Below are 24,687 nucleotides of genomic sequence, written 5' to 3'. Positions count from 1 at the left end.
GCGGCTCGCCGGGGGCTTTTGGTCGCCGCGCCCCCCCCCCCCGCGCCCTTGCCCCCCGGGCCCCGTGCCCGGGCCCCGCTTCCCCGGGCCCGCCGACCGCCGACCGCCGACCGCCGACCGCCGACCGCCGACCGCCGACCGCCGACCGCCGACCGCCGACCGCCAACCGCCAACCGCCAACCGCCAACCGCACCACGTCAGCCATCAACCGTCGTCCGCGGCGAGCGAGCCGCACGTGTTGTTGTGCATCGGACGCGTGCCGCCGTCGCGCGGCGAGCCGTCCGCGGCGTCGCGGGCGCCCCCGGTGCAACGCTCAACTGACGACGCGTCCAGGCCGCCAACCGAGTCGCCCGTCGTACCGTCATTGGCCAAAGGCACGACGCCTTCGGCCGCAACACCCGCGCCCCAATCGCTCCCATCGCCGCCTTCGCCGCTCCCGGTCCCGCCGCGCATTGGCCCGGCATCCGCCTGCGCCGCCCGATCGCGCTCGAGCCGGTGATAGTGATCGAGCCGCCTGGCGTCGATCAGCGCGACGTACGCCGCGCCGTTCTTCGTGATGATCTTCTCGCCGCCGCCCCGCGCCTCGTCGGCCAGCTCGGAAAAGCGGGCGCGGGCGATGGACAGCGGCACGATGTCGCCGATGCGAATGGTCATGATCGATCTCGCGTGGCCGGCCTGCCGCCGGCCGATGAACGGATGAACAGGATGGTCGCGTCAGCTTATCGGCCGTGTCGGCGCGACGGAACCCAGCCATTCGGCCAACGCGACGAACGGCTCGCTGTCGGCGGCGGCGTCGGGCGCGACGAGGTAGTAGCCGGCGTCGCTCGGCAGCCGCAGGTCGAGCGGCGCGCAAAGGCGCCCCGACGCGAGCTCGTCGGCGACGAGGAGCGCCGGCATCAGCGCGACCCCCATCCCCGCGTGCGCGGCCGCCGTCAGCATCGTGAACAGTTCGTAGCGCGGCCCGCGCACCGCGCGCAGGTCGTTGTCGAGGCCGTGCGCGCGGAACCAGTCGCGCCACGCGTCCGCGCGCGTCGACAGGTGCAGGAGCGGCAAATCGAGCAGCGCGTCGCGCGTGATCCGCCGTCCGCCCGCGGGCAGCAGCGCCGGACTGCAGACGGGCAGCATGTCGCCCTCGAGGAACAGCAGCCGCCCTTGCGTGCCGGGCCACAGCGCGTGGCCGAAGTAGATCGCCGCGTCGAACGTCGAATCGCTGAACAGGAACGGCTCGGTGCGCACCGACAGATTGACCGTGATGTCGGGCCGCAGCGCGCGGAACTGCGGCAGGCGCGGAATCAGCCATTGGCTCGCGAACGTCGGCACGACCGCGAGCTCGAGCGTCGCGCCGATCCCGCGCTGCGCCATCAGTTCGAGCGTATCGCGCTCGATCCGCTCGAGGTTGCGGCGCACGAGCGCCGCGTAGTGCCGGCCGTGCGGCGTCAGCACGACCCGCTTCTTGATCCGCAGGAACAACGCGACCCCGAGCCGCTCCTCCAGCGACGTGATCTGGCGGCTGACCGCGCTTTGCGTGAGCGCGAGCTCGTCGGCCGCGCGGGTGAAGCTTTCGTGGCGGGCCGCCGCTTCGAAGACCTGCAGCGCCGCGAGGTTCGGAATACCTTTTCGCATCGACGGATGAAAGATCGAGAATTTGCGAGTTGGTGAGTTTTCGGAATGAACTGGTGAGTTTATATCAATTGCCGAGCCTATTTCGCGCACTGAGAATTGACCCCGATCATTTCAGCGCGCCGCTCGATGCGTGGCGCGCATGCCGCCAGAACGACGCAAACCCACGAAAGAACCCGATGAACGCGAACCTCGCCGCTTTGCTCGCCACCGTTTCCGATCAGCCGACCATCGACGAGTTGATGCGGCTGATGCATGTCCCGACGTGTTTCGAGCGCTGCGAGCCGGGTGTCGTCACGCGCGCCGAGCTCGCGCAGGCGCTCAACATGGCGCTGTTCGCGGATCTGCTCGAACGGGTGCCGACGGGCCGCGCGTACACGCGCGACGTCGCGCGCGACGGCGGGCGCGTGACGTTCGACCACGGCGCGCTGCGCACCGTGCGCTGGCCGTCATGCGGCGCGCTGCCACCGGGCGAAGCGGCATTCACGCGCATTCTTCGGCCGCTCGGCTATCGGCTGAACGGCACGTATCCGCTCGAGCGCCTCAAGATGACGGGCCGCTCGTACGCGCATCTCGACGCGCCCGACCAGATCGCGCAGTTCTTCGTCAGCGAACTGCATCCGGAGCGCTTCAGCGCCGCGTTCCAGCAGGCCGTGACGAACGTGCTCGGGACGTCGGCTGATCCGCTGACGCCGCAGGCGGTCGCGACGCTCGCCGAGCTCGAGCGCGACGCGTCGCTGCGCCTCGCCTGCGCCTGCGCGCTGCTGCCCGTGCTCGTGCGCTGCTTCGACCGTCGGCATGCGTCGCCGCGCGTCGCCGACTATGAGACGCTGCTCGCCGAATCGGCGGAGATGGCGTGGATCGCGACCGAAGGCAACGCGTTCAATCACGCGACCGACCGCGTGCCCGACGTCGACGCGCTCGCCGCCGCGCAGCGCGCGCTGGGGCGGCCGATCAAGCCGGCCGTCGAGGTGTCGCGCTCGGGGCGCGTGCGGCAGACCGCGTTCCGCGCGGACCCGGTGACGCGCACGTTCGTCGACGCGTCCGGCGCGCTCGTCGAGCGCGAGGTGCCGGGCTCGTTCTACGAATTCATCACGCGCGACGCGGTCGCCGACGCCGAGGCCGGCCGCCGCACGCTCGATCTGAGCTTCGACGCGGGCAACGCGACCGGCATCTTCAAGATGACGGCCGCCGCCTGAGTCGTCCGCCTTTCCGTCCGCCTTTCGCCCGACTTCCATCGCACCGGAGCCGCCATGACGCTCGCCGCCGCCGTCGATTACCCGTTCGCCGCGCCGTTCGCCGATCCGCAGGGCTCGCCGATCCGCGAGCTGTTCAAGCACGTCGGCAAGCCGGGCATGATCTCGTTCGCGGGCGGCTATCCGTCCGCCGACCTGTTCGATCGCGAAGGCATCGCGGCCGCGTTCGCGGACGCGACCCGCGACGATCCGCTCGCGTGCCTGCAATACGGCGACACGGCGGGCCAGCCGGGCCTGCGCCGCGCGCTCGCGGACTGGATGGCGAGCGCGCGCGGTGTGACGTGCGACGCTTCGCAGGTGCTCGTCACGACGGGCTCGCAGCAAGGTTTCGACCTGCTCGTGCGCACGCTGATCGAGCCGGGCGACGTCGCGCTCGTCGAGGCGCCCGCGTATCCGGCCGCGCTGCAGGCGTTGCGGCTCGCGGGCGCGAGGCTCGTGCCGGTGCGCACCGACGGCGACGGCGTCGATTCCGACGCGCTCGCCGCGCAGCTCGCCGCGTGGCCCGCGAGCGAGCGTCGCCCGAAGCTGCTGTACACGGTGCCGACGTTCGCGAACCCGACGGGCGCGACGCTGCCGCCGGCGCGCCGCGCGGCGCTCGCCGCGCTCGCGGCCGCCGCGCAATTCGTGCTCGTCGAAGACGACCCGTATGCGGACCTGCGCTTCTCCGGCGAGCCGGTGAAGCCGGTGCTCGCGCACGACGGCGCCGAAGACTGGACCGTCTACCTCGGCAGCCTGTCGAAGATCGTTGCGCCGGGCTTGCGGATCGGCTGGGCGGTCGCGCCCGCCGCGATCGCGCGCCGGATGACGGTCGCGAAGCAGACGAGCGATTTGTGCACCGCGCCGATCGCGCAGGAGGCGATCCGGCGCTATCTGGAAAGCGGCCGGCTCGCTGCGCATCTGCGCACGATCGCGCAGACTTACGGGAGCCGCTGCCGCGCGCTCGTCAGTGCGCTGCGGCAATTCGTGCCGGACGAAGTCGAGTGGCGCGAGCCGGCGGGCGGCATGTTCGTGTGGGCGCGCCTGACGGGCGGCCGCGACGCCGCGGAGGCGCTCAAGCGCGCGCTCGCGCACAACGTGATGTACGTGCCGGGCGCGGCGTTCTACGCGCGCGACGCGGACGCGAGCAGCCTGCGGCTGTCGTTCGCCGCACCGGGCGAGGCGGAGATCTTCGAGGGCGTGCGCCGGCTGCGCGCGGCGCTCGCGGCGGACCGCTAGGCCGAACGGCCAGGCCGCTTGCATGCGGCGCGCGAACGCGGTCCAATCGATTCATTCTCGGCGGCGACGCCGCACCGATCAACCTGATTCCGTTCTGAAGAGGAAGCGATGCAATTCAACGACATTCTCGCCGCGCTCGACGTCGATCTGGCCGGCTGGCAAGGCAGCGCGCTGACCGCCCGGTCGCCCGTCGACGGCGCGACGCTCGCGACGCTCGCCGCCGACAGCCCGGCCGAAACCGAGCGCAAGATCGACGCCGCGCATCAAGCGTTCCTCAAGTGGCGCACGGTGCCCGCGCCCGTGCGCGGCGAGCTCGTACGCGTGTTCGGCAACGTGCTGCGCGAGCACAAGGCGGCGCTCGGCCGGCTCGTCACGCTCGAAGCGGGCAAGATCGCGTCCGAGGGCCTCGGCGAAGTGCAGGAGATGATCGACATCTGCGATTTCGCGGTCGGCCTGTCGCGGCAGTTGTATGGCCTGACGATCGCGTCCGAGCGCCCCGGCCACCGGATGATGGAAACCTGGCATCCGCTCGGCGTGTGCGGCGTGATCTCCGCGTTCAATTTCCCGGTCGCCGTGTGGTCGTGGAACGCGGCGCTCGCGTTCGTCTGCGGCGATCCGGTCGTCTGGAAGCCGTCCGAGAAGACGCCGCTCACCGCGATTGCTTGCCATGCGCTGTTCGCGAAGGCGGTGCGCGCATTCGACAAGACGCATCCGGGCGTCGTGCCGGAAGGGCTGCATCAGCTCGTGCTCGGCGGCCGCGACGTCGGCGAGGCGCTCGCCGCTTCGCCGAAGGTGCCGCTCGTGTCCGCGACGGGCAGTGTGCGGATGGGCATCGAGGTCGCGCAGGTGCTGAGCCGGCGCCTCGCGCGCAGCATCCTCGAGCTCGGCGGCAACAACGGGATGATCGTCGCGCCGAGCGCGGATCTCGATCTCGTCGTGCGCGCGGTCACGTTCGCGTCAGTCGGCACCGCGGGCCAGCGCTGCACGACGCTGCGCCGGCTGATCGTGCATCGCGGCGTCGCCGATCAACTGCTGCCGCGCCTCGAGAAGGCGTTCGCATCGGTGAAGGTCGGCGATCCGCTCGAGACGGGCACGCTGGTCGGCCCACTGATCGACCGCGCGGCATTCGACGCGATGCAAAAGGCGCTCGCCGATGCGCGCGAGCAGGGCGGCGATGTGAAGGGCGGCGAGCGCGTCGACGTGGGCCATGCGGACGCGTACTACGTGCGCCCGGCGCTCGTGCGGATGCCGAAGCAGACGGCCGTCGTCACGCGCGAGACGTTCGCGCCGATTCTCTACGTGCTCGTCTACGACGACTTCGGCGATGCGCTCGCGATCCACAACGGCGTGCCGCAAGGGCTGTCGTCGGCGATTTTCACGAACGATGTGCGCGAAGCCGAGCAGTTCATGTCGGCGGCGGGCAGCGATTGCGGGATTGTCAACGTGAACATCGGCACGAGCGGCGCGGAGATCGGTGGCGCGTTCGGCGGTGAAAAGGAGACGGGCGGCGGTCGAGAATCGGGCTCGGACGCGTGGAAGAGCTACATGCGCCGCGCGACGAACACGATCAACTACAGCCGCGAATTGCCGCTCGCGCAGGGCGTGAAGTTCGACGTGTAAGCGGCAGCACGGCCGTTCGGAAGGGCGCGCTCGCGGTCAGCTTCTCGCCTGCCGCGCGCTCGCGAAAGAGCCGCAGCCGATCGTGCGGAGCGCGTCGCCGTCGCGCACGACGAAAAGCGCGTCGAGCCCGTGGCGTTCGGCATGCGCGCGTCCCGCCCGTTCGCCGAGCACCATCAGCGCGGTCGCGTATGCGTCCGCGTCGGTGCAGGTTCGCGCGACGACCGTGACCGACGCGATGCCGCCGCGCAGCGGCGCGCCCGCGCGCGGGTCCATCGTGTGCGAAATGCGCTCGCCGCCGACGTCGGCCCAGTGCCGGTAATCGCCGGACGTCGCGATGGCCGCGTCGACGAGATCGATCGCGCCCATCGCGCCGCGCCGGTCGTAATCGGGGGCTTCGAGCGCGATCGCCCACGGCGAGCCGTCCGGTTTGCATCCGCGCGCGCGCAGCTCGCCGTCGATGCCGACGAGCCACGCGCCGATGCCGTGGTGATCGAGCACGCGCGCGAGCGCATCCACGCCGAAGCCTTTCGCGATCCCGCACAGATCGAATGCGACGTTCGCGAGCCGGCGTGCGCGGCCACGCGCGGCGTCGACTTCGAGCAGTTCGTCGATCGGGCGGCACGGCGACGGCGATGCGCTGCCGATGTCCGATGCGCGGCGTGCGTCGGTCGCGTTCGGCACGCTCGCCGCCTCGGCCGAGCTCGCTGCTTGTTCGCACGCCGCGGCTCCCGGCCCGAACCCCCATGCATCGACCAGCGCGCCGACGCCGATATTGAACGCGTTGTCCGTTTCGCGGCCGATTTCCTGCGCGCGCACGAGCACCGTCGCGAGGTTCGCGCAAACCGGCATCCAGCGGCCGGGCGTGGCGCGATTGAGCCGCGACAGGTCCGAGTCCGCCTTCCAGTTCGACATTTGCGCGTCGACCGCGCGCACCGCCGCGTCGAGCGCCGCGGCGATCGCCTTCGGGTCGGCCGTCGGCGGCGCGTGGAACTGCGCGCCGTAGCGGGTGCCCATCGTCGCGCCGCTTACGCGGCAGCGATTCCGCCGCGCGCCGGGCGACCATTCAATAGACGTCTTCGACATAGCGCCCCTGCGTCTTCAGTTGCGCGACGGACGAGCCGGAGTCCGCCAGGATGCGCTCCCACACATGCGCGACGCCATCGGCCATCGCGCGGCCGCCGCACACCATGATCTGCGCGCCGTGTGCGACGAGATCGCGCAGGTGACGCGCGTCGGCAACGAGCCGGTCCTGAACGTAGGCCTGCCGCTCCGCGCGCGAGAACGCGGTCGTCAGCGCGCGCAGCCGGCAGTCGCGGACGAGGCCGTCGAGCTCGTCGCGATACGGGAAGCCGTCGTCCGCGTTGCGTGCGCCGAAGTACAGATGCATCGGGCGGCGCGCCGCGTTGTGCCGGATGAAGCCGATCAGCGGACCGATGCCGGTGCCCGCGCCGATCAGGATCACGGGCGCGTCGCCCGCGTGCGGCCGGAAGCTTGCATGCGCCCGAATGAACGCGTCGATCGTGTCACCCGGTTGCAGGCCGGTCAGGTAGCTCGAGCATGCGCCGTTCGGATGGCGCCGCACGCAGATCTCGACGACGCCGTCCGACGACGCGCTCGCGAGCGAGTAGTAGCGCGGCGACGTCCCGCCCGGCGGCACGACGCCGAGTAGATCGCCGGTCTCGAACGGCGGCAGCCGCCGTGTTGCGAACGGGGCCCATCGCACGGGCGGGCGGCCGGCGTGCCCGGCTCGCTCCGCGGGGGCGAAGCGCAACACCGACGTCACGGTCTGCGGATCGGCGCCGTAGTCGTCGCGCGCGACGAGCGTGAGCGGCATCGTGCGCGGCAGCGTCGGCGTGTAGCGGATGTCGAGCGCGAGCCCGAGCGCGTCGCCGAGCCGCGTGCACCACGCGCGGAATTCGTGCTCCGACTGCCGGTCGACCGTGCCGAGATCGAGCAACGGCGTCATGCACTTTGCGGCGAGCGCGTCGTGGACGTTTCGCGCGTAGCCGCAAAAACGCGGAAACTGGCGGTCGCCGAAGCCGAGCACCGCGAACGAGACCGGTTGCGCCGCCGACAGCCGCGCGAGTTTCAACAGGAACTGCTGCGCGCTGCCCGGCGCGTCGCCGTCGCCATAGGTCGCGCTCAGCACGAGCACGCGTCGCGCGCGGCGGTAGTCGCGGGCGACGTCGTTCATCGATGCGACGTGCGCGCGCAGGCCCGCCTGCACGAGCGCCGCGTGCAGCGCGGACGCGAAGCCCCACGTGCTGTTGCCTTCGCTGCCGACGAGCAGCACGGTGTCCGCGTCGCGCGCCGACGCGCTGCCTGCGAGCTTCGGCTGCGCGCGACGCCGGCGCGCCCACAGCATCACGCCCGTCACCGCGAGGAGCGGCGTCGACAGCGACGATGCGCCCAGCACGAGCCCGAGCCACCACAATCCTTCGCCCGTATGCAGCATCTTCACGATAGCGTGCAGGCGCTGCCAGCCGTCGGCGGGCTGGTAGGCAAGCGAGGCGCCCGTCGACGGATCGACGAAGCCGGCGCCGTTGGTCGTCTTCAATTCGATGACGCCGCGCGGATCGTCCGGCGCGGGAAACGTCAGTTGGCGCAGCGTCGATACGTCGGTCGCGCGCAGCGCCGCCATCTGCGCGACGGGCATCGTCGTGTTCGCGGGGGCGACGGCGATGCCTGAACCCGCATCGAGCGCGGGCGCCGACGCCGCGCCGCGCTTGGGGATCGCGCCGAATGTCGTCAGCGACAGCACGAGCCCCGTGAGCGCCGACAGCACGAGTCCCGCGAGCGCGACGCGCGCGGTCTCGTTGTGCAACCGCTGCAATCCGTCGCCGCGAATCCGGCCGGGCAGGCGCCGCCAGCCGCCCATCCGGCGCGCGAGCAGCGCGAGCCCGGACAGCGCGATGAACAGCATCGCGGCGGCGGTCACGCCTGTCGCGAACCGCCCCGTGTCGCCGAGCAGGAGCTTGCGGTGCAAATTCGTCAGCCAGCGCACGACGGGCGACGGCCGATAATCGGCGACCGGCGTGCCCGTCGACGGATCGACGATCGACGCGCGCTGCCCGTCGGCGGCCGCGTAATACGCGACGATCTCGCCGGACGGCCGGCGCGTGAGCTTCTCGACGCCGGTCACTTGCGCGCTCACGCGGCCGGCGAGCGTCGCGACGTCGAGCGGCGCGTCGGGCATGCGGGCGACGGCCGCGCGCTCGAGCGCGGGCTGGATGGACAGCGCCGTGCCCGTCAGCGTGACGACGATCAAGAGCGCGGCGGCGATCAGGCCGGGAATCGAATGAAGCTTGCGCAGCATGGTGATGCCTCTTGTCTTTGTGTTACAGCGAATAGCGGAACGACTTCACGTAACCGCGGCCCTTGACCGCCTTGCCGGCGCCCGCCGAGGTCAACGGCACGACGACTTCCGACGCGTTCTCGTTCATGTCCTCGACGGCCGTGTCGATGTGGATTTCGTAGCCGGCGTCGAGCAGCGCGTCGGCGACGTCGAGTGTCGCGCGCAGCGTCTTGCCCGCGCCGACGCTCGCGCCCGTGATGCCGTCGAGCCGCGCCGATCCGCCTGTCGCGCGATACCAGTCGCGCAGGTGCCGGTAGTACTTCGTCTGGCGGCCGGCCATCCACAGCGTGCCCTGGTAGCGGCCCGCGCGATCGGTGACGTACAGGACGATGTACGCGCCGTCGCCGCCGTAATTGGCGAGCTGCGTCTCGAACGTGACCTGGCGCGCGGAAGCGAGCGACGGCGCGGCGAGCGCGCCTGCGAGCGCCGCGATCGGCAATGCGTGTTTCATCTGGGTTCTCCTGGTTTCGGTGAGGGCGGCGGCGCGGGTGGCGATGAGCCGGTTGCGTGCGTCGTCCGGGTGCCGGTTCGGGCCGGCTTTGCTGACGCGACGCCGGCCTTGCGATGGGGGCAGGCGGACGCTATATCCGGCCGTGCCGGCCGCACGATCCGCATCCGTCGCTGCACATCTCAAATTCGCGGGCTTTTGCCGCCGCTTCACGACCGGGCGCGGTCATTCGCGGCCGAGCCGGCCGCCCGCCGGGTCGCCGGCCGGCGTTCGGCAATCGGTCATGCCGGTCGTATGTGCCGCATCCGCTGCGGCATATCCCGCTTCGTTGCCCTTCGCCGCCGCTTAACGACTGCATGCGGTCATTCGCGGCCGCGCAAGGCGAGCCGGATGCCTGCTCCGTCGGCGGCCGTCGATCGGCGATCGGTCGGACCGCCGGCGCGGCGTAGCGGAGGCGCGTCGGCGCTGAGGCACGGCAGCGCCGCGCCGTGACTCAGCGAATCTGCACGTCGGGCTTCGCGCCCGGCTTCAGCACGCCGCCCGGCGGCGCGCCCGCCGGCGGTCCGTTCGCGGGGGCGCGCGCCCGGCGCGCGGCCGTGGCCGCCGTCATCGTCGTGGCCGCGCGCGCGCTCACGGTCGCCTTCGCGCTTCATCCGCAAGACGTCGAGCGTCACGGGATCGAGCTTCGCCTTGAAGCGCTTGCCGTCAGCGTCGTGGCCCTTGATTTCGTAGCAGCCGTCGTCGGCCTTCAGCTTGTCGATGCGCCAGCCTTTCTGCTGCGCCATCGCGCGCACCGCGTCGCGCGGCTTCCAGTCGGCGAGCGGCGCGCGGCAGTCGTCGCCGTCGTCCGCCATCGCCGCACGGATGCCGACCGCACCGACGAGCACGAGCGACGCGAGCGATGCGAGTGCCAAGCCCTTGATCAGTCGCGGGGTTTTCATTGCGTGATATCTCCTGTCCGGATCGTTGGGCTCTACAATGCGCTCGGTACCTGAAGCGAAGCTTGCGGGCGCGGAGCATTTTCTTCATGTTCGCTTCAGGTTCGCGTGGCAGCGTCGCGCCACTCATTCATCAGGACACGCGCATGAGAGTGCTGCTCGTCGAAGACGATCCGTGGCTTGGCGAGGCCGTCCGCGTCCAGATCGAGAAGGACGGGCATCCGACCGACTTCGTCGGCAACCTCGCCGACGCGCGGCGGCACGTCGCAGTCGCGACTTACGATCTGATCCTGCTCGATCTGCTGCTGCCCGACGGCCGCGGGCTCGATTTTCTGCGCGAGCTGCGCGCGGGCGGCTCGACGGTGCCCGTCATCATCCTGACCGCGCTCGATCAGGTCGCGAACCGGATCGCCGGGCTGAACGCCGGCGCTGACGACTATCTCGTGAAGCCGTTCGACCTGTCCGAGCTGTCCGCGCGCGTGAGCGCGGTCGCGCGCCGCTATTCGGGCAATCCGAATCCGCTCGTGACGCTCGGCGAGCTCGCGATCGACACCGCCGCGCGCAGCGTGATGCGCGGCGGCGCGCGGATTGACCTGACCGCGAGCGAATGGGCGCTGCTCGAAACGTTGATTCAGCATCCGGGGATGATCCTGTCGAAATCGCAGCTCGAAGAGCGGCTGTATTCATTCAGCGACGAAGTCGGGAGCAACACGATCGAAGTTCACGTGAGCCGCCTGCGCAAGAAGCTCGGCGCCGACATGATCGAGACCGTGCGCGGCCTCGGCTACCGCCTGAGGCGGGACTAGCGATGCTGCGCAGCCTGCAGGGACGGCTCGCGGCGGCGCTGGTGGCGGGCTTCGCCGTGTTGTCGCTCGCGGCCGGGACGGCCGCGTTCTATGTGTTGCGCGCCGAGGCCGAGCAGATGTCCGACAGCGCGCTGCAGGAGACCGCGCAGCGGCTGCTGCCGCTCGCCGTGATGGACATCGTCGGGCGCGACTCGGATGGCGACGAAGGCGACGGCGGCGACAGTGGCCGCATCGCGGCGGTCCGTCCGCACGACGAACTGCTGACGTACGTCGTGCGCGACGAGACCGGCAAGCTGCTGCTACGGTCGCACGACGCGGATGCGTCGATTTTTCCGAAGTATCTGAAAGCGGGCTTCGCCCGTACCGCGACGCATCGGATCTACGCGGAGACGGTGTTGCAGGGCACGGTCACGCTGCTGATCGCGGAGCCGCTCGCGACGCGCCGGCTCGCGGAAGTGCAGGCGGCATTCGCGGTCGTCAGGCCGCTCGCCTTGTTTTTACCGGTCGGCCTGTTCGGGATCTGGCTGATCGTGCGCTCCGGCCTGACGCCGATCCGGCGTTTCTGCGACGCGATCGCCGCGCGCGGCCGCAACGATCTGACGCCGCTCGACAAGGGCGGGCTGCCGACCGAGATCGCGCCTGTCGCGGACGCGGTCACCGAGCTGATGGCGCGCCTCGATCGCGCGCTCGCCGCCGAGCGCAGCTTCACCGCGAACAGCGCGCACGAACTGCGCACGCCGATCGCCGCGGCGCTCGCGCAGACGCAGCGGCTGATCGCCGAAGCGCCGTCCGAGCCGCTGCGCGAGCGCGCGGAGCGGGTCGAGGGGGCGCTGCACACGCTGTCGCGGGTCAGCGAGCAGTTGATGCAACTCGCGAAGGCCGAAGACGGGCGAGTGCTCGCGGATACGCCGCAGGATCTGCGGCCGGTGCTGTCGCTCGTCGTCGACGATTTCCGGCGCGTCGCGCGCGATCGCGCGATCGCGCTCGATCTGCCCGACGCGGCCGTGACGTCGCGGATCGATCCGGACGCGTTTGCGATCGTTGTGCGCAATCTGGTCGAGAACGCGCTCAAGCACGGCGCGGCGGCGGAGCCGGTGCAGGTCGCGCTGTCGGCGGCGGGTACGCTCAGCGTGACGAATCGCGGGCCGGTGCTGGCGGCCGCCGAGCTCGGGCGTCTGACGAAGCCGTTCGAGCGCGGCGCGACGACGGCGAAGGGCGCGGGCCTCGGGCTCGCGATCGTCGAGGCGATCGCGAAGGGCGCGGGCGCGTCGCTCACGTTGCGCTCGCCGGCGCCGGGCGGGGTGGACGGAGTTCAGGCGATGGTCGACGGGCTGGCGCTCGGCGACGATCGCGCGAGGGACGCGTGAGATGGCCGCCGGCGCGACGTCGATTCGAGTGCAGGTGCGCGCTTCGCATCAGGCAAGCGATTCGGGGAAGGCATTATTGCCGCCCGCGCAGGGCGTGAAGTCCGACGTGTAAGCGGCAGCACGGCCGTTCGGAAGGGCGTGCGTGCGGTCCGCTTGCGCGCCGCCCGATGAAAAAGGCTCGGGGCCGATTCCGAGCCTTTTTCCTGTCGCGATTCCGGCACCGCGGCACCGCGCCGATTCCGATCGTCGCTGCTCGCGGCCACTTATGTCAGGCCGCCGCATGCATTCGGCGAGCGATTGCCGGGATTGCGGCCCGGTAACGAAGGCCGACGGCATGTCGTATTTCGTCGAGTCCGGCGCTCGGCGCGAAAGCGGATCGGCAAACGGTGGTGCGGGGCATCAGAACCAGCTGGAAATCCATCCCGCGATTCCCTTGAACGTACTCGTGATGCTGTCCCAGGCGTTCTTGAGCCACGCGACGACATCTCTTACGACGCCCACGATGAAATCCGCAATCTTGTTGAAAAGATCGTTGAAGAAGTTGCCGATCGTATCCATCAAGGCAACGATGGGGTGCTGAAGTTCAGGGTGTTCCAGTCCGATTTTTATCGCCGTGTCGAAAATCTTGTCGATTCTCGTGTTGGAATCCTCCTTCGCCTTTTTTCTCTGGTCTTCCATCTTCTTTTTGAATTCTTCGACGGAAGTGGGAGACGCTCCGGAACTCTTCAGCGCTTCGGTTGCGTCGACGATACCGGTCTCGATTCCGCTCGCTTCTTCCTGTCCCGACGATTGAGCGTCGATTTGCAGCCCCTTCAGCAAGTCGTTTTCCTGCGCCGAAAGCTCCGCGGAAGATTCCTGCGCTGCAGTGAAATAAGAAGCAAGATGCTGCGATGCGGCATAGCGACGAGGCGACGTTTGACCGAGTGAGGATTTGTAGTGCGTGCGCATTTCCTCCAGGACATCGACAAATTGGCTCATTTTGTGGCTCCTCGAATAGCACGGAATTAATTTGAATGTGAGAGCCGTGCCGATCATCTCTCGACTAAAGAGTAGGATTTATTCAGTGGCGAATACCCACCATTTTTGTTAGCTTGACATTTTTTGGCGATGGGTATTTTTGACGGCGGCGGGCGGAATCCGCCATTTCACGCCAGTGCGCCTCGAGTTTTGATTCCGTCATGCGTCGTCGTTGCCCGGACAAGACGCGCGGCGAGCGCGGCATGCAATCGCATCGATGCGCGAACGGCGCCGAACATGGTTCACGAACGGCCGGCGCGTAAGAAGGCTGCGGCTCATCGGCTTTGCCGCACCGGGCCGCGGGCAGGCGCTGCTCCGGCGTGCTGGGCGCTTACGCGTCGGCCCGCGCCGCAGTCGAGCCCCGCACGATCAACTCCCCAGGCAGGACCAGCGTGCGCGCGGACATCGCCGGGTCGGCGAGCCGTTGCGTCAGCAACTGCATCGCGTTCTTGCCGATTTCGTAGACGGGTTGCGCGATCACCGTCACGCCGGGCGTGACGAGATCCGTCCACGCGTCGTTGTCGAAGCCCGCGAGCGCGACATCGTCCGGCACGCGCGCGCCGTGCTCGCGCAGCGCGCGATACGCGCCGAGCAGCAGCAGGCCGTTGCTCGCGACGATCGCGTCGGGCCGCGCGGCCGGGTTGCCCGCGAGCCATGCGCGCACGCGCGCATGCGCGGCCTGCGGATGCGGATCGACGAACTCCGCTTCGGCCGGCAGCGCGTGGCGGCGCAGCGCGTCGACGAACGCCGCATGTCGTTCGCGGCCGGTCGTGCTCGCGTTGCCGAACAATCCCGCGACGCGCCGGTAGCCGCGCTCGACGAGATGCTCGACGAGCCGTGTCGCCGCGTCGCGGTTATCGAGCGTGATCGCATCGGCCACGCCCGCCGGCCCCGCGCGGTCGATCATCACGACCGGAAACGCGTGCGCGCGCGCATCGAAATGCCGCGCGGCGTCGTACGTCGGCGAATAGATGACGCCCGTCACCCGCTCGCTTTCCATCAATCGCAGATACATCGCTTCCTTTTCCGGATTTTCGTCGGTGTTGCAGAGGATCACGCGCATCCCTTGCGCATACGCGGCGTCTTCGACCGCGCGGCTCACCTCGGTGAAGAACGGGTTGCGCACGTCGGAGACGATGAGGCCGATTGTCGCGGTATCGCCCGAGCGCAGCCGGCGAGCGGCCGCGTTCGGCCGGTAATCGAGCCGCTCGATCACCTCGAGCACGCGCCGGCGCACGGTGTCGCGCACCGGGCCGTTGTTCGACAGCACGCGCGAGACCGTCGTGACCGATACGCCCGCCGCTTCCGCGACATCCTTGATTCGTAACGCCATGGCAACTGGAATCGATTTCTTTTCAGATCGGTATTTACCCTGAATCCGGGTGACGGAAACACAGCCCGGCGCATGCGCCGCCGCCGCCCGTGGACAGGCCGTTTGCCTATTCTAACGAGGGTTGCCGCACATTTCACGCGGTTTCCGGAAATCGGGGAACGCTTGACGGTGAAAGTGGTATCGATTTCAATACGCACATTCCAACGACTCATCTCAGGAGACGCGATGCCGCCGTTGCTCACCGCGGAACTCGTCCGGCTCGGCGCGAAGGCCGCCTCGAAACACGATGCGATCGGCCAGGCCGGCGCGCTGCTCGTCGCGGCGGGCGTCATCGAGCCCGGTTACGTCGACAGCCTGCACGGCCGCGAGACCGTGTCGAACACGTATCTCGGCAGCGGCGTCGCGATTCCGCACGGGTTGCAGGCGGATCGCCATCTGATCCGCCGCACGGGCGTCGCGGTGCTGCAGGTGCCGGACGGCGTCGAGTGGCAGGGCGGCGAGCGCGCGCGTCTTATCGTCGCGATCGCCGCGCAGTCCGACGAACACATCGCGCTGTTGCAGCGCCTGACCCGGCTGATCGGCGATCCGCCGCAGCTCGAGCGGCTGCTCGCCGCGCGCGATCCGCAAGCGATCGTCGATGCGCTGAACGGCGCGAGCGCCGCGCGCGCGGCAGACGCCGCCGGCACAGCGGCGGCCGTCGTCGAGGCGACGCCCGCCGACTACGCGCACAAGGTCGACGTGCTCCTCGACTACCCGCACGGCCTGCACGCGCGGCCCGCGAGCGCATGGGTCGCGACCGCGAAGCGGTATCAGGCGGCGCTGCGCGTGCGCCATGGCGACGTCGCCGCCGATCCGAAGAGCCTCGTCAGCCTGCTGCAGCTCGGTGCGACCCCGCAGGCGCGGCTCGTCGTGTCCGCGCAGGGCGCCGACGCGGCCGACGCGCTCGCGGCGCTCGCACGCACGATCGAAGCGCTCGCCGCCGGGGAGCATGCGCGCGCGGCGGCCGCACAGGCGCGCCGGCAGAGCGTGCAGCCCGCGCTGTGGACGCCGGAGGACCCGGCGACCGCGATCGAGGGGATCGGCGCGGGGCCGGGCCTCGTGACGGGGCCGGTGCGCGTGCTGCGCGCGACGCGCGTCGACATCGAAGACAGGCCGGGCGACACGCTCGACGCGACGCATCGTCTCGACCAGGCGCTGGTCGAGACCGCTGCCGAGCTCGACGCGCTCGCGCGCGAGACCGCGTTGCGGCTCGGCGCGGCCGAAGGCGATATCTTCGTCGCGCAGCGCGAGCTGCTGAACGACGCCGAACTGCTCGGCGAGACCGCGCGACTGATCGTCGACGGGCACGGGCTCGCGTGGGCGTGGCATCAGGCCGCCGAAGCGCGGGCCGAACGGCTCGCCGCGCTGCCCGATCCGCTTCTCGCCGCGCGCGCGACCGACCTGCGCGACGTCGCGCAGCGCGTGCTGCGGCATCTCGGCGAAACGGGCGCGGGCGACGCGACGGGCGGCAGCGGCGACGCAAACGCGCCGTCGATCCTGATCGCCGAAGACCTGACGCCGTCCGATACCGCGCGGCTCGACCCGGCCGTGACACTCGGTTTCTGCACGGTCGCGGGCGGCCCGACATCGCACACGGCGATCCTCGCGCGCACGCTCGGCGTGCCGGCGTCGGTCGCGTGCGGCGCGAGGCTGATGGAGGTTGCCGACGGCGCGCGCGCGGTGCTCGACGGCAACGCGGGGCGGCTGTACGTCGGCGTGTCGGCGCGCGACGCCGAGCGTGCGCGCCAGGTCGAGCAGCGCCTGCTCGAGGAGCGGCGGCGTGCGAGCGCGAACCGCGCGCTGCCCGCGGCGACGCTCGACGGCCACGTGCTCGAGATCGGCGCGAACATCACGCGGCCGGGCCAGGTCGCCGACGCGCTCGCGCAGGGCGCGGACGGCGTCGGCCTGATGCGCACCGAGTTCCTGTTCCTCGAGCGCCGCGACGCGCCCGACGAGGACGAGCAATACGCGTGCTACAAGCAGATGGTCGACGCGAGCGGCGGCCGGCGTCTCATCATCCGCACGCTCGACATCGGCGGCGACAAGCAGGTGCCGTATCTGAACCTGCCGCACGAATCGAATCCGTTCCTCGGCGTGCGCGGGCTGCGCCTGTGCCTGCGGCGTCCCGACCTGTTCGTGCCGCAGCTTCGCGCGCTTTATCGCGCGGCGAAGGAAGGGCCGCTGTCGATCATGTTCCCGATGGTGTCGACGCTCGACGAGGCGCGCGAGGCGATCGCGCTCGCCGAGACGGTGCGCGCGGAGCTCGACGCGCCGAAGGTGCCGCTCGGCATCATGGTCGAGACGCCGTCGGCCGCCGCGCTCGCCGATCATTTCGCGCAGGTCGTCGACTTCTTCTCGATCGGCACGAACGACTTGACGCAATATGTGCTCGCGATCGACCGCGAGCATCCGGAGCTCGCGCGGCTCGCCGAAAGCCTGCATCCGGCCGTGCTGCGGATGATCAGGCAGACGGTCGACGGCGCGCGCCGTCATCGCAAGTGGGTCGGCGTGTGCGGCGGGCTCGCGGGCGATCCGCTCGGCGCGTCGATTCTCGCGGGCCTGGGCGTCGACGAGCTGTCGATGAGCGCGCGCGACGTCGCCGCGGTGAAGACGCGGCTGCGCGGCGCGCGGCTCGACGCGCTGCAGGCGCTCGCGCTGCGCGCGCTCGACTGCGCGGACGTCGATGCGGTGCGCGCGCTCGATTCGGCCGAGATCCGGGTGGCCGCATGACGACCGTCGTGACCGTGACGCCGAATCCGGCGCTCGACCAGACCGTGCGCGTGTCGAACCTGACGCTCGGCGACGTGAACCGCGCGGAGTCGCTCGAATTCAACGCGGGCGGCAAGGGCGTGAACGTCGCCGGCTGCCTCGCCGACTACGGGATCGCGACGATCGCGACCGGGCTGCTCGGCGCGGCCGACAGCGCGGCGTTCGACGCGATGTTCGCCGACAAGCAGATCGCGGACCGCTTCGTGCGGATCGCGGGGCGCACGCGGATCAACGTGAAGCTCGTCGATCCGGCGCGCGGCGAGACGACCGACATCAATCTCGCGACGTCGCGGCCGACGCTCGCCGACGTCGCGGCGCTCGAGCGCCGGATGATCGAGCTCGCGGCGCCCGGCCGCTGGCTCGTGCTCGCGGGCAGCCTGCCGCCGGGCGTCGACGCGTCGTTCTACCGGCGCGCGACGCGCGCGCTGCACGGCGCGGGCGCGCGCGTCGCGCTCGACACGAGCGGCGCGCCGCTCGCCGATGCGCTCGCGGCCGATGATCCGCGCGAGTTGCCGGATCTCGTGAAGCCGAATCTCGCGGAACTCGAAGCGGCGCTCGGCCGCGCGTTGCGCGACGACGACGCGATCGTGCAGGCCGCGTGCGAGCTTGCCGCGCGCGGGATCGCGTATGTCGTCGTGTCGCTTGGCGCGAAGGGCGCGTTGGGTGTCGCGGCGGATGTCGGGGCGGGGGCTTGGGGAGCGTCGGAGGCGTTGGAAGCAACGGAAGCAACGGAAGCAACGGAAGCAACGGAAGCAACGGAAGCAACGGAAGCAACGGAAGCAACGGAAGCAACGGAAGCAACGGAAGTAACGGAAGTAACGGAAGTAACGGAAGTAACGGAAGTAACGGAAGTAACGGAAGTAACGGAAGTAACGGAAGTATCGGAAGTATCGGAAGTATCGGAAGTATCAGCGGCATCGAAGGCATCGAAGGCATCGGTCGGATCGCGGACGTTCGATGCGACCCAGTCGTCGAAGCTGGCGACTGTGGAGACCGTGGACGCGCTCGCATCTTCGACCACATCGCCGGGGGCCGACGGGCGGCCGTCGTCGACGGTACGTTCGGCATCGCCCACATCGCCCACATCGCCCGCATCGCCCACATCGCCCGTATCACCCGTATCACCCGCATCGCCCGTATCACCCGCATCGCCCGTATCACCCGCATCGACGTCGCCCGCATCGACATCGACAACCGCAGACGCGCCGCCCTCGCCGCAACGCGCCGCCCCGCATCCGGCCATCTATCGGATCTTCCGCGCGACGCCGCCGCGCGTGCCCGTCGCGAGCACGGTCGGCGCGGGCGATGCGTTCGTCGCCGGGCTCGTCGCGAGCCTGACCGAAGCGCGCGCGTGGGGCGACGCGGGTCGTCGCGCGACCGCGTTCGCGGCCGCGAAGCTCGCGCGCGTCGGCCCGCATTTGCCCGATCGCGCGACGCTCGACGCGCTCGCCGCGCAGGTCGAAGTCGAGACTTTCACGCTGGCCGCCGTGGCGGACGGCGTCGTTCATTCATAAGCCGGCAGGCCGGAGACACACATGGAAAAATTGATCGGACTCGTGGCGGCGCCGGCGCGGACGGCCGCGCCGACCTTCGCCGCCCACGCGCTGAACCGCGCGGCGCAGGCGCGCGGCATCGCGCTCGCGCTCGAAACGCGCAGCGCGCTCGGCGTGCAGACACCGTTGTCCGCCGACCAGATCGGCGCGGCGAGCGCCGTGCTGATCGCGGCGGACGACCCGGCGTCGATCGACGAAGCGCCGTTCGCGGGCAAGACGATTCACCGCGTGTCGGTCGACGACGCGATCCGCGACGCGGACGCGGTGCTCGCGCGCGCGGCGGGCCGTGCGTCCGACGCGGCCGTCGCGACTGCGTTCGCGCAGGCGGCAAACGGCGCGGCGCCCGTCGGCGGCGCGGTATCGGCTGCTTCGCGAGCGGGGGCGCAAGCGGCAGGCGGCGCGCCGGCCGCCTCGCTCGCGGCGGCGCGTTCCGGCGTTGCCGAAGCGCCGCGCGCGCCGATTGCGGCGTCGGCCGACGCCCGTCCGCTGAAGATCGTCGCGATCACGTCGTGCCCGACCGGCATCGCCCATACGTTCATGGCGGCCGAGGGGCTCGCGCAAGGCGCGCAGGCGCTCGGCCATGCGATCCACGTCGAGACGCAGGGCTCGGTCGGCGCGCAGAACAAGCTGACCGACGCGCAGATCGCCGAAGCGGATCTCGTCGTGATCGCCGCCGACACGCAGGTCGACAAGAGCCGCTTCAAGGGCAAGCGGCTCTACGAGACGGGCACGAAGGGCGCGATCGGCAAGGGCGCGGCGCTGATCGGACGGGCGATCGTCGAGGCGCGCATCGAAGGCGGCGCGGCGGCGGGCGCCGGGGCGGGCGCGTCGGCGCTCGTCGATCAGGTCGCGGCCGCGAAGCAGGCGCGCGCCGCGAAAGCGGGCGGCCCGTATCGACATCTGATGACGGGCGTGTCGTACATGCTGCCGTTCGTCGTCGCGGGCGGCCTGCTGATTGCGCTGTCGTTCGCGCTCGGCGGCATCTACGCGTTCGACGACGCGCACAAGGGCACGCTCGCGTGGTCGCTGTTCCAGATCGGCGCGAAGTCGGCGTTCGCGCTGATCGTGCCGGCGCTGTCCGGCTACATCGCATACTCGATCGCCGACCGGCCGGGCATCACGCCGGGGATGGTCGGCGGGATGCTCGCCGCGAGCCTGAATGCGGGCTTTCTCGGCGGGATCGTGTCGGGCTTCCTCGCGGGCTACGCGGCGCTCCTGATCAACCGGCATCTGAAGCTGCATCGCAACCTCGAAGGGCTGAAGCCGGTGCTGATCATTCCGCTGCTGTCGACGCTCATCGTCGGGCTGTTGATGATCTACGTCGTCGGCTCGCCCGTCGCGGCCGCGCTGCACGCGCTCGAAGGCTGGCTGCGCTCGATGCAGGCGGGCAGCGCGGTCGTGCTCGGGCTGATCCTCGGCGGGATGATGGCGGTCGATATGGGCGGTCCGGTGAACAAGGCCGCGTATGCGTTCAGCGCGGGACTGATCGCGAGCCACGTCTACACGCCGATGGCCGCGACGATGGCGGCCGGAATGACGCCGCCGCTCGGCATCGCGCTCGCGACCTGGCTGTTCCGCCAGCGCTTCGGCACCGAGGAGCGCGAAGCGGGGAAGGCGGCCGCGGTGCTCGGCATCGCGTTCATCACCGAAGGCGCGATTCCGTTCGCGGCGCGCGATCCGATGCGCGTGATTCCCGCGTGCATCGCCGGCTCGGCGGTGACGGGCGCGATCTCGATGGCGGCGGGCGCCGAGCTGAAGGTGCCGCACGGCGGGATCTTCGTGCTGCCGATTCCGAATGCCGTCACGCATCTCGGCGTGTATGCGCTGGCGATCGTCGTCGGGACGCTCGTGACGGCGGTCGCGGTCGGCGCGCTGAAGCGGACGCCGCAGCCGGCGGTTGCGCGCACTTGAGATCGGGACGGCGAGCGGCGGCGGTTGCCGCGCGCCGTTCGGGTTTCTTTCTTGCGGGCGGGCCGAAGTTGCCGGGACCTGCGTGAAACCGTGCGCCGAACGCGGCGTGCGCAAAAATCGACGAGTCAGATCGCGCCGGGTTGGTTCGGCGGCGGTTCGGGTGGGCTAACGCGACAGCCGACATTCGATAAGTCTCGCGTTTTCGCACATCCTCGCGCGGACGGCGGCGGGACGTCGCCGATCATCACCGTGCCACGTTCCATGCGGGTCGCCGCGTAGGTTTCTTGACGCGTGCGCGTTTGCAGCACACGCACGCTTTCGGCGGCTGTCCGAGTGGATGCTAGCCGAGCCTTGCAAGCGGCGGCGCAGGTTTGCATTCCTCGATGGTTCGCGTATTTCGTACGATTTCTGCTTGCCATTCGCCATTCGTCATTTGCCGCTCGCTGCCCACTGCCCACTGCCCACTGCCCACTGCCCACTGCCCACTGCCCGCTGCCCGCTGCCCGCTGCCCGCTGCCCGCTGCTTACCGCCCACTGCTTACCGCGCTTTGTTCGCTATTTGCTGCTCACAGCTCGCAACTCACGGTTCGCAGTTCGCAGTGCGTCATGCACCGCTCGTCGTGCGAGATGCGAAGCGCGACTTCGACGACGTGCGATGTCGCGCACCGACGCCGTTCGCATCGCGCCGCCATGCTTCACGGCTTGGCATCGACGCGCGGCATTCCAATGAGCGGAACGGCCGGTCTGATTTCCCGCGAGTCTGCTTCCATCGCGACCGGGCTGACGATACATTCCGTGAGCCGATCGCCGATGCGCAAACGGACTTCGGCGACCGATGCCCCCGTTCGCGGGCGCCGATGCGGCATGTCTCGTCGATGCCTTTTACAATCGAATCCGCCGTCGCTGCGTCGTCGTCGGCGGTCCGAGGCCTTCGAGCAGACTCCGAGCAGACTCCGAGCAGACTTCTGCGCGAATCCGCGATCCATCCAACGTTCCGGGACAAACCAGTGAGTGACAGCGCTTTCACCAACGAATTCGGGCAGCCGATCGGCGCGCCGGCGCCCGATTGGCAGCCGCGTTCCGCGCCGCCGCGCACGCCGATGCAAGGCCGGTTCTGCCGGGTCGAGCCGGTCGACGTGAGCCGGCATGCGGACGACCTGCATGCGGCGTATGCATCGGCCGCCGACGGCCGCGACTGGACCTACATGGGCGCCGGCCCCTTTGCGGACGCCGCGAGCTATCGCGCGTACCTGGCGAAGGCGGCCGAAACCGACGATCCGCTGCACCATGCGATCGTCGATCTGGCGGCGGGCAAGGCGGTCGGCACCTGCGCGCTGATGCGGACCGACCGGGCGAACGGCGTGACCGAGGTCGGATTCGTCGCCTATTCGCCGCTGTTGCAGAAGACGTGCGCGGGCACCGAAGCGATGTTCCTGCTGATGCAACGCGTGTTCGACGAGCTCGGCTATCGCCGCTTCGAATGGAAATGCGACAGCCTCAACGCGCCATCGCGCGCGGCGGCGCTTCGCTACGGCTTCACGTACGAGGGGTTGTTCCGGCAGGCCGTCGTTTATAAGGGGCGGTCGCGCGACACCGCGTGGTATTCGGTCGTCGATCATGAATGGCCGGCGTTGCGGTCGGCCTTCCGGCAGTGGCTTGCCGCGGAGAATTTCGACGCGCGAGGGCGGCAGCGGCAGTCGCTCGCCGCGCTGATCGCGGCGTCGCGCAGCAGCGACGCCTGACGCGTGCGAATGGCGCAGATGCGCGCACCGCGCGCATCGGAAGGGCGGGCCGCTCGACCGTCGAGCGGATTCGGGCGAGGCGGCGATGCCGTTGGGTCGCAGGCCGCCCGGCCGGTAAAATGCCCGAAACCCCAACGGCCGCGCACGGCCGTCATTCGCCACAACGACATTCGGAGACACTCCCGCCATGGCTTTAACGGAAAGCGCCTCGCGCGCGTCGGCGTCGGCGTCGGCGTCGGCGTTTGCGACGACGATCGACGCCGGCGTCATCGCGGCGCGCCTCGACCGCCTGCCGCCCACTCGCAGCGTCTGGAAACTGGTCGCGCTGCTGAGCCTCGGTTTCTTCTTCGAGCTCTACGATCTGCTCTATAGCGGCTACGTCGCGCCCGGCCTCGTGAAGAGCGGCATCCTGACCGCGACGACGCACGGCCTGTTCGGCACGACGGGCGTCGCGAGCTTCATCGCCGCGCTGTTTGCCGGGCTTTTCATCGGCACGATCGCGTGCGGCTTCCTCGCCGACCGCTTCGGCCGCCGCGCGGTGTTCACGTGGTCCCTGCTGGGGTACACGGCCGCGAACATCGTGATGGCGTTCCAGGATACCGCCGCGGGCCTCAACTTCTGGCGCTTCGTCGTCGGGCTCGGGCTCGGCGTCGAAATGGTGACGATCAGCACATACATCTCCGAGCTGGTCCCGAAACAGATCCGTGGCCGCGCGTTCGCGTGCGAGCAGGCGGTCGGCTTCGTCGCGGTGCCTGTCGTCGCGCTGCTCGCGTACCTGCTCGTCCCGCGCGCGCCGCTCGGCCTCGACGGCTGGCGCTGGGTCGTGCTGATCGGCGCGCACGGCGCGATCTTCGTCTGGTGGATTCGCCGGCAGTTGCCGGAGAGCCCGCGCTGGCTCGCGCAGCAAGGCCGGCTCGACGAGGCGGAGCGCGTGCTCGCCGCGCTCGAGGTCAAAGTCGAGGCGGAGCACGGCCGGCCGCTGCCGCCGCCCGCGCCCGCCGAGCCGGTCGCGCCGCGCGGCCGGTTCCGCGACATGTGGGCGCCGCCGTACCGCAAGCGCACGGTGATGATGACGATCTTCAACGTGTTCCAGACCGTCGGCTTCTATGGTTTCGCGAACTGGGTGCCGACGCTCCTCGTCAAGCAGGGGATCACCGTCACGACGAGCCTCATGTATTCGAGCGTGATCGCGCTCGCGGCGCCGATCGGGCCGCTGATCGGCCTCGCGATCGCCGACCGCTTCGAGCGCAAGACGGCGATCGTCGCGATGGCCGGCGCGGCGATGATCTCGGGGCTGATGTTCAGCCAGGCGTCGGCCGCGTGGCTGCTCGTCGCGCTCGGCGTGTGCCTGACGCTCGCGAACAACATCATGTCCTACAGCTTCCACGCGTATCAGGCGGAGCTGTTCCCGACCGCGATCCGGGCGCGCGCGGTCGGCTTCGTCTATTCGTGGAGCCGCTTCTCGGCGATCTTCACGTCGTTCGCGATCGCGGCCGTGCTGAAGGGATTCGGCACGCCGGGCGTGTTCGTGTTCATCGCGGGCGCGATGGCGATCGTGATGGCGTCGATCGGGCTGATGGGGCCGAGAACGAAAGGGATCGCGCTCGAGGCGATTTCGCATTGATGCGCGACGGGCGGGCGGCGAGGGCGCGTGCGTTCGAAGCGTGCACGCGTGCCGTCCGGCTTGGCGGCGAGCGC

At 70.2% G+C, this 24,687-nt stretch carries 16 protein-coding genes and 3 pseudogenes; 11 read left to right on the top strand and 8 right to left on the bottom strand.

The genetic code is table 11. The annotated features are described in order from the left end of the window. Positions 1–204: 204 nt before the first annotated feature. Together WS62_RS04685 and WS62_RS04680 are read right to left on the bottom strand one after the other, a co-directional pair. Positions 205–654: a type II toxin-antitoxin system Phd/YefM family antitoxin gene (locus WS62_RS04685; protein WP_066568361.1), complete on the bottom strand. Its 450-nt coding sequence runs from the start codon at positions 652–654 to the stop codon at positions 205–207. A 60-nt stretch (positions 655–714) separates the two neighbouring features. Next, on the bottom strand, positions 715–1,623 hold the full coding sequence (locus tag WS62_RS04680; RefSeq protein WP_066568358.1) for a LysR substrate-binding domain-containing protein: 909 nt from the start codon (positions 1,621–1,623) through the stop codon (positions 715–717). A 176-nt stretch (positions 1,624–1,799) separates the two neighbouring features. On the opposite strand from WS62_RS04680, the gene WS62_RS04675 reads away from it, so the two are divergent. The 3 genes from WS62_RS04675 to amaB all read left to right on the top strand — a co-directional run bounded on the left by WS62_RS04675 (position 1,800) and on the right by amaB (position 5,711). Next, positions 1,800–2,819, top strand: a complete 1,020-nt coding sequence (locus WS62_RS04675) for a DUF1338 domain-containing protein (protein WP_066568356.1) — start codon at positions 1,800–1,802, stop codon at positions 2,817–2,819. Positions 2,820–2,873: 54 nt separating this feature from the next. Continuing rightward, a complete protein-coding gene (locus WS62_RS04670) occupies positions 2,874–4,091 on the top strand; it encodes an aminotransferase-like domain-containing protein (protein ID WP_066568353.1) in 1,218 nt (405 codons plus the stop codon). Between the two features lie 108 nt (positions 4,092–4,199). Continuing rightward, positions 4,200–5,711, top strand: coding sequence for an L-piperidine-6-carboxylate dehydrogenase (gene amaB, locus WS62_RS04665; protein ID WP_066568345.1), 1,512 nt, complete (start codon positions 4,200–4,202; stop codon positions 5,709–5,711). A 36-nt stretch (positions 5,712–5,747) separates the two neighbouring features. Here amaB and WS62_RS04660 read toward each other — a convergent pair whose 3' ends face one another. The 4 genes and pseudogenes from WS62_RS04660 to WS62_RS04645 form a co-directional block, all read right to left on the bottom strand. Beyond that, positions 5,748–6,794 carry an FAD:protein FMN transferase gene (locus WS62_RS04660; RefSeq protein WP_066568343.1) on the bottom strand — a complete coding sequence of 349 codons (1,047 nt, stop codon included), beginning with the start codon at positions 6,792–6,794 and terminating at the stop codon, positions 5,748–5,750. After that, positions 6,775–9,027 carry a PepSY domain-containing protein gene (locus WS62_RS04655; protein WP_066568341.1) on the bottom strand — a complete coding sequence of 751 codons (2,253 nt, stop codon included), beginning with the start codon at positions 9,025–9,027 and terminating at the stop codon, positions 6,775–6,777. The genes WS62_RS04660 and WS62_RS04655 overlap by 20 nt, the downstream gene beginning before the upstream one ends. 22 nt (positions 9,028–9,049) lie before the next feature. After that, complete coding sequence (locus WS62_RS04650; RefSeq protein WP_066568338.1) at positions 9,050–9,517, bottom strand: DUF2271 domain-containing protein; 468 nt, start codon at positions 9,515–9,517, stop codon at positions 9,050–9,052. A gap of 490 nt (positions 9,518–10,007) precedes the next feature. After that, a pseudogene (locus WS62_RS04645) lies at positions 10,008–10,455 on the bottom strand (PepSY domain-containing protein). Positions 10,456–10,598: 143 nt separating this feature from the next. Here WS62_RS04645 and WS62_RS04640 point away from each other — a divergent pair. Then, positions 10,599–11,258, top strand: a complete 660-nt coding sequence (locus WS62_RS04640) for a response regulator (protein ID WP_066568336.1) — start codon at positions 10,599–10,601, stop codon at positions 11,256–11,258. 2 nt (positions 11,259–11,260) lie between these two features. Continuing rightward, positions 11,261–12,625, top strand: coding sequence for a sensor histidine kinase (locus tag WS62_RS04635; RefSeq protein ID WP_066568334.1), 1,365 nt, complete (start codon positions 11,261–11,263; stop codon positions 12,623–12,625). A 399-nt stretch (positions 12,626–13,024) separates the two neighbouring features. Here the strand turns inward: WS62_RS04635 and WS62_RS04630 are convergent, their stop codons facing one another. Together WS62_RS04630 and WS62_RS04625 are read right to left on the bottom strand one after the other, a co-directional pair. Further along, complete coding sequence (locus tag WS62_RS04630; protein ID WP_066568362.1) at positions 13,025–13,603, bottom strand: hypothetical protein; 579 nt, start codon at positions 13,601–13,603, stop codon at positions 13,025–13,027. Positions 13,604–13,973: 370 nt separating this feature from the next. Next, entirely contained in the window at positions 13,974–14,975 is a 1,002-nt protein-coding gene (locus WS62_RS04625) for a LacI family DNA-binding transcriptional regulator (RefSeq protein WP_059469947.1), read from the bottom strand. Between the two features lie 225 nt (positions 14,976–15,200). On the opposite strand from WS62_RS04625, the gene ptsP reads away from it, so the two are divergent. The 6 genes and pseudogenes from ptsP to WS62_RS04600 all read left to right on the top strand — a co-directional run bounded on the left by ptsP (position 15,201) and on the right by WS62_RS04600 (position 24,613). After that, a complete protein-coding gene (ptsP, locus tag WS62_RS04620) occupies positions 15,201–17,744 on the top strand; it encodes a phosphoenolpyruvate--protein phosphotransferase (protein ID WP_066568331.1) in 2,544 nt (847 codons plus the stop codon). Further along, positions 17,741–18,457: pseudogene (locus WS62_RS38760) on the top strand (1-phosphofructokinase family hexose kinase); the annotation flags it as partial. The gene ptsP and the pseudogene WS62_RS38760, both read left to right, overlap by 4 nt. Positions 18,458–19,033: 576 nt before the next feature. Next, a pseudogene (locus WS62_RS38755) lies at positions 19,034–19,297 on the top strand (PfkB family carbohydrate kinase); the annotation flags it as partial. 21 nt (positions 19,298–19,318) lie between these two features. Next, entirely contained in the window at positions 19,319–21,247 is a 1,929-nt protein-coding gene (locus WS62_RS04610) for a PTS fructose-like transporter subunit IIB (protein ID WP_066568328.1), read from the top strand. A gap of 1,007 nt (positions 21,248–22,254) precedes the next feature. Then, positions 22,255–22,989, top strand: coding sequence for a GNAT family N-acetyltransferase (locus tag WS62_RS04605; RefSeq protein ID WP_066568326.1), 735 nt, complete (start codon positions 22,255–22,257; stop codon positions 22,987–22,989). Between the two features lie 187 nt (positions 22,990–23,176). Then, positions 23,177–24,613: an MFS transporter gene (locus WS62_RS04600; RefSeq protein WP_066568324.1), complete on the top strand. Its 1,437-nt coding sequence runs from the start codon at positions 23,177–23,179 to the stop codon at positions 24,611–24,613. The last annotated feature ends 74 nt before the right edge of the window (positions 24,614–24,687 follow it).

Origin of the sequence: Burkholderia sp. ABCPW 14 (genome assembly GCF_001523835.1) — a bacterium.
Taxonomy (GTDB): Bacteria; Pseudomonadota; Gammaproteobacteria; order Burkholderiales; family Burkholderiaceae; genus Burkholderia; species Burkholderia mayonis.
The sequence above is the reverse complement of the archived record's forward strand: the minus strand, read 5'-3'. Positions and strand labels throughout refer to the sequence as shown.

What these genes read in the sequence shown, in the direction of transcription:
- WS62_RS04625 (WP_059469947.1), bottom strand. Translation starts at nt 14,975, where the DNA reads ATGGCGTTACGAATCAAGGATGTCGCGGAAGCGGCGGGCGTATCGGTC.
- WS62_RS04670 (WP_066568353.1), top strand. Translation starts at nt 2,874, where the DNA reads ATGACGCTCGCCGCCGCCGTCGATTACCCGTTCGCCGCGCCGTTCGCC.
- WS62_RS04630 (WP_066568362.1), bottom strand. Translation starts at nt 13,603, where the DNA reads ATGAGCCAATTTGTCGATGTCCTGGAGGAAATGCGCACGCACTACAAA.
- WS62_RS04640 (WP_066568336.1), top strand. Translation starts at nt 10,599, where the DNA reads ATGAGAGTGCTGCTCGTCGAAGACGATCCGTGGCTTGGCGAGGCCGTC.
- WS62_RS04680 (WP_066568358.1), bottom strand. Translation starts at nt 1,623, where the DNA reads ATGCGAAAAGGTATTCCGAACCTCGCGGCGCTGCAGGTCTTCGAAGCG.
- WS62_RS04610 (WP_066568328.1), top strand. Translation starts at nt 19,319, where the DNA reads ATGGAAAAATTGATCGGACTCGTGGCGGCGCCGGCGCGGACGGCCGCG.
- WS62_RS04660 (WP_066568343.1), bottom strand. Translation starts at nt 6,794, where the DNA reads ATGTCGAAGACGTCTATTGAATGGTCGCCCGGCGCGCGGCGGAATCGC.
- amaB (WP_066568345.1), top strand. Translation starts at nt 4,200, where the DNA reads ATGCAATTCAACGACATTCTCGCCGCGCTCGACGTCGATCTGGCCGGC.
- ptsP (WP_066568331.1), top strand. Translation starts at nt 15,201, where the DNA reads ATGCCGCCGTTGCTCACCGCGGAACTCGTCCGGCTCGGCGCGAAGGCC.
- WS62_RS04675 (WP_066568356.1), top strand. Translation starts at nt 1,800, where the DNA reads ATGAACGCGAACCTCGCCGCTTTGCTCGCCACCGTTTCCGATCAGCCG.
- WS62_RS04635 (WP_066568334.1), top strand. Translation starts at nt 11,261, where the DNA reads ATGCTGCGCAGCCTGCAGGGACGGCTCGCGGCGGCGCTGGTGGCGGGC.
- WS62_RS04650 (WP_066568338.1), bottom strand. Translation starts at nt 9,517, where the DNA reads ATGAAACACGCATTGCCGATCGCGGCGCTCGCAGGCGCGCTCGCCGCG.
- WS62_RS04655 (WP_066568341.1), bottom strand. Translation starts at nt 9,027, where the DNA reads ATGCTGCGCAAGCTTCATTCGATTCCCGGCCTGATCGCCGCCGCGCTC.
- WS62_RS04600 (WP_066568324.1), top strand. Translation starts at nt 23,177, where the DNA reads ATGGCTTTAACGGAAAGCGCCTCGCGCGCGTCGGCGTCGGCGTCGGCG.
- WS62_RS04685 (WP_066568361.1), bottom strand. Translation starts at nt 654, where the DNA reads ATGACCATTCGCATCGGCGACATCGTGCCGCTGTCCATCGCCCGCGCC.